Here is a 6,416-nt window from a genome sequence, read left to right as displayed (position 1 = left end):
TGCCGTGTTGCCGTTGGAGAGCGCGCATTATAGGCCACTGAAAAAAACCGTCAACACCCTAATTTCACTTTTTTGAAACTATTTTGAAATACCACACAAAAACAAACACTTGAGAACCACACAAACAAACAGACAACCCCCCCAACACCTCAGCTACTCCCCCGCCCCCCTCGGGGGAAGGGCGCCAGGGGCCCCAACCCCTCTGCCCTCACCCCAACTGCACCACATAAGGAATCAAGAACAACAAGGCGAAGCCGGCAAACAATCGCCCCGCCTGCTGGGGAAGCCGGGAACGGTCAGCCCCTGGCCCCCAGGCCGCCTGCAACGGGGGCCATGCCAGGGGAAGGGAGAGCAGGAGGTGCCAGAACCAGGGCAGCAGACCACCCCACCACAACAACAAGCTGCCCACATAGACCGCCCCCAGCATCACCCCAAACAGCTGCCGGGCGCGTAACACGCCAATCCGGACGGTCAGGGTTCGCAAGCCATTGCGTTGGTCCTCCTCATGATCACGCAACTCGTTACCCAGGAGCACCAGGGACGTGAGCAAGCTGAAGGGAATGCTGATGAGGAGCGTGGATACCGCCAGGGGGGCGCCCATGGCCACGGCTGAGCCCCCCACCAGGAGCACCCCCATCAACCAGAACACCAGGACAACGCCCAGACCCCGGCGCTTGTAGTGCACCGGCTCGCCGGAATAGAAATAAGCACCCAGCAGACCGATGATGATCAACACCAGCAAGAGCCAGCCCTGGACCCAGACAAGCCCCAGGCCGATCAGGAAGGCGAACCCCAGAAACGCCATTCCCCAACGAAAATTTCGACGGATCGCTGAGATCACCGTTTGCAAGTGCTCCTGGCGCACGGCGTCCGCTTCACGTGCCTGCTCTTCCAGCAAGGGCAGGTCCGCGTGATCGTTGATCAGATTGACCGCTGCCTGCAACAGGACACCGGTCCCAATGATGAGCAGCGCCAGCCAGACCGAACCGTAGCCTTGATGAAGCGCCAGTACCGTACCCAGCCCGCAAGCGGCAATCGCCACACTGAAGGTGAACGGGCGCATGGCACGAATAAAGTCATATGAGCCAGCCGGCTTCATGCTGATACTCCTTGTTCACAACCGCTGACCTGCATGAGCGACGCGCCAATACCCATCTTCAACACCTCGGCGGCACTACCCTGTGACACCGCCACCTCCACCAGCCCCATGGAATTGACGTACCAGAACAACTCCCCTGCAGGGGCCTCCCCGAACACACGACGGTAAGCAATCTCTCGCCCCCAAGCTGGAACAGGGTCTCCGGCGGCACGGAGCCACCCGATAACCCCGTCACCAGATTCCCGTAAACATCCACATAGATCACCTCGGCCATATCCCTGGGCCAATCGGCACCGCATAGCGTCGAAGGACAAACGGCCTCCGCGCGCACACCCTCCCCCATCGCAAGCGCCGCCGCCACCGGGGCGAACAGATCCCGACCATGAAAGCTGTTTGAGAGCCGGGCCGGGCGCCACAGAATCCGGTACGCCTCGGCGTCCGGGTCATCACGAATGACTCCGGCCAACAGGCCATTGTCGGGCCCCACAAAGCGTCGCCCCTGCGCCTTCACCCAGATCGGATCACGGTCCATGCCCACGCCCGGATCCACCACACACACGAAGACGGCTTCAGGGGCAAATGGGGTCACGAGGGACTTGAGCAGACACCCTGCCGCACGCGGCTTGAACGCGGGGGCGTCCGCTTGAAGATGCACCACTGGAACCCCCGGTGCCAATTGACTGAGTACCGCCTCCAGCTGCCCCGTATAGGGGCCGGTGATGCCAAAATCAGTGTACGTGACGAGCATGCGCCTCCCCATATTCATTGAGTCCGGCCAATATAGGCACCTATCCCAAGACCCCGCAAGCCATCGCCGTCATGGACATCACCAACGCAAAAAGCCGGCACAAGGCCGGCTTTTTGCTACTTCCGCCCGGATGGACGGTTAAACCACTTCAAACAATCAAGCGGTGGCTTCGCTGGCCTCGTCCGGGTCCGGACGATCCACCAGTTCCACAAACGCCATGGGCGCATTGTCACCCTTACGGAAACCGCATTTCAAAATGCGCAGGTACCCACCCGGACGACCCTGATAGCGGGGGCCCAACTCGGTGAAGAGCTTGCCCACCACTTCGTCGTCACGCAGCCGGGCGAATGCCAGGCGGCGGGTGTGCACGCTGTCTTCCTTCGCCATCGTGATCAGAGGCTCGGCTACCCGGCGAAGCTCCTTGGCCTTCGGCAGGGTCGTCTTGATGGCCTCGTGACGGAACAGCGACAGTGCAAGGGATTGCATCAGCGCCTTGCGATGCGAACTGTTGCGGTTGAGTTGCCTACCGGATTGGCGGTGACGCATGGCTTAATTATCCTTCCAGTCAGATTCTGTGCACCCGGCTTGTTCAGCCGGTGCTCTTTTTCTCGTGCTCTTTCAGACCGGCCGGTGGCCAGTTTTCCAGGCGCATGCCCATGGACAGACCATGGGAGGCGAGCACGTCTTTAATCTCGGTCAGCGACTTCTTGCCCAGGTTCGGCGTCTTCAGCAGCTCCACCTCGGTCCGCTGAATCAGGTCGCCGATATAATAGATGTTCTCCGCCTTCAGGCAATTCGCCGAGCGCACGGTCAACTCCAGATCGTCCACAGGCCGCAGCAGAATCGGATCGATATCCATCGGCTTGCTTTCCTGGGACACACTTTCGTCGCCCTGCAACTCCACAAAGGCCATCAACTGGCTCTGCAGGATGGTCGCCGCTTCGCGGATGGCATCATCCGGATCGACGGTCCCATTGGTCTCGAGCTCGATCACCAGGCGGTCCATATCCGTGCGTTGCTCAACACGGGCACTTTCCACCTTATAGGCCACTCGACGAATCGGGCTGAAGCTGGCATCCAGCAACAACCGGCCAATGGAGCTGTCCTCACCCTCGGCAGACCGACGGGTGCTCACAGGCTGGTAACCGCGACCCTGACCCACCTTGAGCGTCATGTTGAGCTCGCCACTCTTGGTCAGGTGCGCAATCACGTGATCCGGATTGACGATTTCCACGTCATGATCCAGGGCAATATCGCCCGCCGTGACCGTACCCGGCCCCTTCTTCCGCAGAGTCAGCGTCGCTTCCTCGCGGTTGTGCATGCGCAGCGCCACACCCTTCAGGTTCAGCAGCACATCCACCACATCTTCCTGCACACCTTCCATAGTGGTGTACTCATGGAGCACACCCTCGATTTCGGCCTCCAGGATAGCCGACCCCGGGATCGAGGACAGCAGAATCCGGCGCAGGGCATTGCCCAGCGTATGACCGAAACCACGCTCAAGCGGCTCCAGGACAACCTTCGAAAGTCTTTCGGAGACGGCCTGGACCTCGATATGACGAGGCTTGAGGAGTTCGTTGACCTTGGTCTGCATCAAAGACCTCGTAACTAATTACTTGGAGTAGAGCTCGACAACCAGGGACTCATTGATATCCGCCGGCAAATCGCTACGCTCAGGAACGCTCTTGAAAACGCCTTCCATCTTTTTGGTGTCTACATCGACCCATTCGGGAAAGCCGTACTGCTCAGCCAGAGCCAGGGAATCCTGGATACGCACCTGCTTGCGGGCCTTCTCACGGATGGACACCACATCAGTGGCCTTCACCTGGTATGACGCGATGTTCACCGTCTGACCGTTCACGAGCACGGCCTTGTGGCTGACCAGCTGGCGCGCCTCGGAACGGGTGGTGCCAAAACCCATACGGTACACCACGTTATCCAGGCGACATTCCAGCAGCTTCAGCAGGTTGTCACCCGTGGAACCCTTCAGACGGGTTGCCGCCTTGTAGTAGTTCCGGAACTGCTTTTCCAGCACGCCATAGATCCGACGCAGCTTCTGCTTCTCGCGCAGCTGTACGCCGTAGTCAGACAGCCGGGTACGACGGTCGCCATGCTGACCGGGCGGCTTGTCCAGCTTGCACTTGCTATCCAGCGCGCGGGCGCGACTCTTCAGAGAGAGATCGGCACCTTCCCGGCGGCTGAGCTTACACTTCGGGCCAATATATCGAGCCATGGGGTTCCTCCAGTCTAGACGCGCCGCTTCTTGGGCGGACGGCAGCCATTATGCGGAATCGGCGTGATGTCGCTGATGTTCGTGATCTTGTAGCCCACGTTATTCAACGCACGCACCGCCGATTCGCGACCGGGGCCGGGACCCTTGACCAGCACTTCAAGATTCTTCAAACCATATTCCTGAGCCGCAGTACCGGCACGCTCGGCCGCCACCTGCGCGGCAAAGGGGGTGCTCTTCCGGGATCCGCGGAACCCGGAGCCACCTGCCGTCGCCCAGGACAGGGTGTTGCCCTGACGGTCAGTGATGGTCACGATCGTGTTGTTGAAGGACGCATAGACATGCGCCACTCCATCGGAGACGGACTTCTTGACCTTCTTACGGGTCCGCGTGGAGGCCTGTGCCATACCTGTTTCCTGTAATCCTGAATATTACTTGCGGATGGGACGACGCGGTCCCTTACGGGTGCGCGCGTTCGTGCGGGTGCGCTGGCCGCGCAGCGGAAGACCGCGACGGTGACGCAAACCCCGGTAGCAACCCAGATCCATCAAACGCTTGATGTTCATGGAGGTCTCGCGGCGAAGATCACCCTCTACACTCAGGCGACCGACTTCGGCACGAATCTTTTCCACCTCTTCTTCAGAGAGGTCACGGATCTTTTGCTCCGGCCGAATCCCCGCCGCCCCGCAGATCATTTTCGCACGGGTGTTACCGATGCCGTAGATCGCCTGAAGGGCGATCACCGCATGTTTGTGGTCGGGAATATTGACACCTGCTACACGAGCCATCCAGCTATCTCCAAGAACCGGCAGAAAAGCCGGCTATTCTAACCAGTGAACGCTGCCAAAGCAATGCTTAACCCTGACGCTGTTTGTGACGCGGATCGGAACAGATCACGCGAACGACGCCATTGCGACGGATAATCTTGCAGTTACGGCAGATCTTCTTTACAGACGCACGTACTTTCATGTTTCTTTCCTCTCACTGGGCCTGCTAGCGCAGCATGCCCGACTTGCCGTAGCCTTTAAGGTTGGCTTTGCGCATCAGTCCCTCGTACTGATGGGACACCAGGTGCGCCTGAAGTTGTGCCATGAAGTCCATCACCACGATCACGATGATCAGCATCGACGCCCCGCCGAAGTAGAACGGCACGTTCCAGTACAGAATCAGGAACTCGGGCATCAGGCATACGGCCGTGATGTAGATCGCACCCACCGCGGTGAGGCGGGTCATGACGCTGTCGATGTACTTCTCGGTCTGCACCCCGGGACGAATCCCGGGAATGAAGGCGCCGGACTTCTTCAGGTTCTCTGCGGTCTCCCGGGCGTTGAACACCAGCGCCGTGTAGAAGAAGCAGAAGAACACAATGGCCGCGCCATAGAACATCACATACAGCGGCTCACCCGGGCCCAGTGCTGACGACAGATCACGCAACCAGGTCACCCCCTCCGCCTGGCCGAACCAGGTTCCCAGCGTCGCCGGGAAAAGGATGATACTGGAGGCGAAGATCGCCGGGATCACGCCGGCCATGTTCAGCTTGAGAGGAAGATGACTGCTCTGTCCCCCATAGACCTTCCGCCCCACCTGTCGCTTGGCATAGTTCACCGTGATCCGGCGCTGCCCGCGTTCGATGAAGACGATGAAGCCGATCACCCCCAGAGCCATGGCCACCAGCAGCATCACGAATGCAGGGGACAACTCACCCGTACTCGCCAGCTCCAGCGTGCCGCCAAAGGCACCCGGCAGACCTGCCACGATCCCGGCAAAGATGATGATCGAGATACCGTTACCGATACCCCTTTCCGTCACCTGCTCACCCAGCCACATCAGGAATACCGTACCGGTCACCAGCGTCACCACCGTGGTGAACATGAAGCCCAACCCCGGGTTGAGCGCGACCGTAGCATCGCCCATGGTCTGCTGATTCAGGGCAATACTGATACCGATACTCTGAACCAAGGCCAGGAATACCGTACCGTAGCGGGTGTACTGCGTAATCTTCCGCCGCCCGGGCTCGCCTTCCTTCTTGATCTGCTGCAGCGCCGGCACCGTAGCCGCCAGCAACTGCATGATGATCGCCGCCGAAATATAGGGCATGACGCCCAGCGCGAACATGCTCAACCGCTCCAGGGCACCCCCGGAGAACATGTTGAACATGTCCAGGATCGTCCCGGACTGGGCATCGTAAAACTGCTCCAACGCCACAGGGTCGATCCCGGGCACCGGAATGAATGTCCCGATCCGGTAGACGACCAAGGCCATCAAAACGAATAGCAGGCGCTGGCGAAGTTCAGTGAACTTCCCCATACCGCCCAGTGAAACGCCCCCAGTTGGATTGG

At 59.7% G+C, this 6,416-nt stretch carries 9 protein-coding genes and 1 pseudogene; all 10 read right to left on the bottom strand.

Annotation, left to right across the window (positions count from 1 at the left end; translation table 11 throughout):
• Positions 1-208: 208 nt before the first annotated feature.
• The gene (locus ECTOBSL9_RS08180; RefSeq protein WP_063464633.1) at positions 209-1,099 is read right to left on the bottom strand and encodes a prenyltransferase; all 891 of its coding nucleotides are present in this window, start codon (positions 1,097-1,099) and stop codon (positions 209-211) included.
• Positions 1,096-1,398, bottom strand: coding sequence for an SAM hydroxide adenosyltransferase (locus ECTOBSL9_RS17675; protein ID WP_256366336.1), 303 nt, complete (start codon positions 1,396-1,398; stop codon positions 1,096-1,098). The genes ECTOBSL9_RS08180 and ECTOBSL9_RS17675 overlap by 4 nt, the downstream gene beginning before the upstream one ends.
• A gap of 92 nt (positions 1,399-1,490) precedes the next feature.
• Positions 1,491-1,847 (bottom strand): annotated as a pseudogene (locus ECTOBSL9_RS17670) (SAM-dependent chlorinase/fluorinase); the annotation flags it as partial.
• Positions 1,848-2,003: 156 nt separating this feature from the next.
• Complete coding sequence (gene rplQ / locus ECTOBSL9_RS08170) at positions 2,004-2,393, bottom strand: 50S ribosomal protein L17 (RefSeq protein WP_063464632.1); 390 nt, start codon at positions 2,391-2,393, stop codon at positions 2,004-2,006.
• A gap of 43 nt (positions 2,394-2,436) precedes the next feature.
• Positions 2,437-3,441, bottom strand: coding sequence for a DNA-directed RNA polymerase subunit alpha (gene rpoA / locus ECTOBSL9_RS08165; protein ID WP_063464631.1), 1,005 nt, complete (start codon positions 3,439-3,441; stop codon positions 2,437-2,439).
• 18 nt (positions 3,442-3,459) lie between these two features.
• The gene (gene rpsD / locus ECTOBSL9_RS08160; protein WP_063464630.1) at positions 3,460-4,080 is read right to left on the bottom strand and encodes a 30S ribosomal protein S4; all 621 of its coding nucleotides are present in this window, start codon (positions 4,078-4,080) and stop codon (positions 3,460-3,462) included.
• A gap of 14 nt (positions 4,081-4,094) precedes the next feature.
• The gene (rpsK, locus tag ECTOBSL9_RS08155; RefSeq protein WP_025282204.1) at positions 4,095-4,484 is read right to left on the bottom strand and encodes a 30S ribosomal protein S11; all 390 of its coding nucleotides are present in this window, start codon (positions 4,482-4,484) and stop codon (positions 4,095-4,097) included.
• A gap of 24 nt (positions 4,485-4,508) precedes the next feature.
• Positions 4,509-4,865: a 30S ribosomal protein S13 gene (gene rpsM, locus ECTOBSL9_RS08150; protein ID WP_025282205.1), complete on the bottom strand. Its 357-nt coding sequence runs from the start codon at positions 4,863-4,865 to the stop codon at positions 4,509-4,511.
• 67 nt (positions 4,866-4,932) lie between these two features.
• Positions 4,933-5,046, bottom strand: a complete 114-nt coding sequence (gene rpmJ, locus ECTOBSL9_RS16565) for a 50S ribosomal protein L36 (protein WP_008933182.1) — start codon at positions 5,044-5,046, stop codon at positions 4,933-4,935.
• A gap of 24 nt (positions 5,047-5,070) precedes the next feature.
• Positions 5,071-6,384 carry a preprotein translocase subunit SecY gene (secY, locus tag ECTOBSL9_RS08145; protein ID WP_051582629.1) on the bottom strand — a complete coding sequence of 438 codons (1,314 nt, stop codon included), beginning with the start codon at positions 6,382-6,384 and terminating at the stop codon, positions 5,071-5,073.
• Positions 6,385-6,416 lie beyond the last annotated feature (32 nt).

Source organism: Ectothiorhodospira sp. BSL-9 (assembly GCF_001632845.1).
Lineage (GTDB): Bacteria > Pseudomonadota > Gammaproteobacteria > Ectothiorhodospirales > Ectothiorhodospiraceae > Ectothiorhodospira.
The sequence above is the reverse complement of the archived record's forward strand: the minus strand, read 5'-3'. Positions and strand labels throughout refer to the sequence as shown.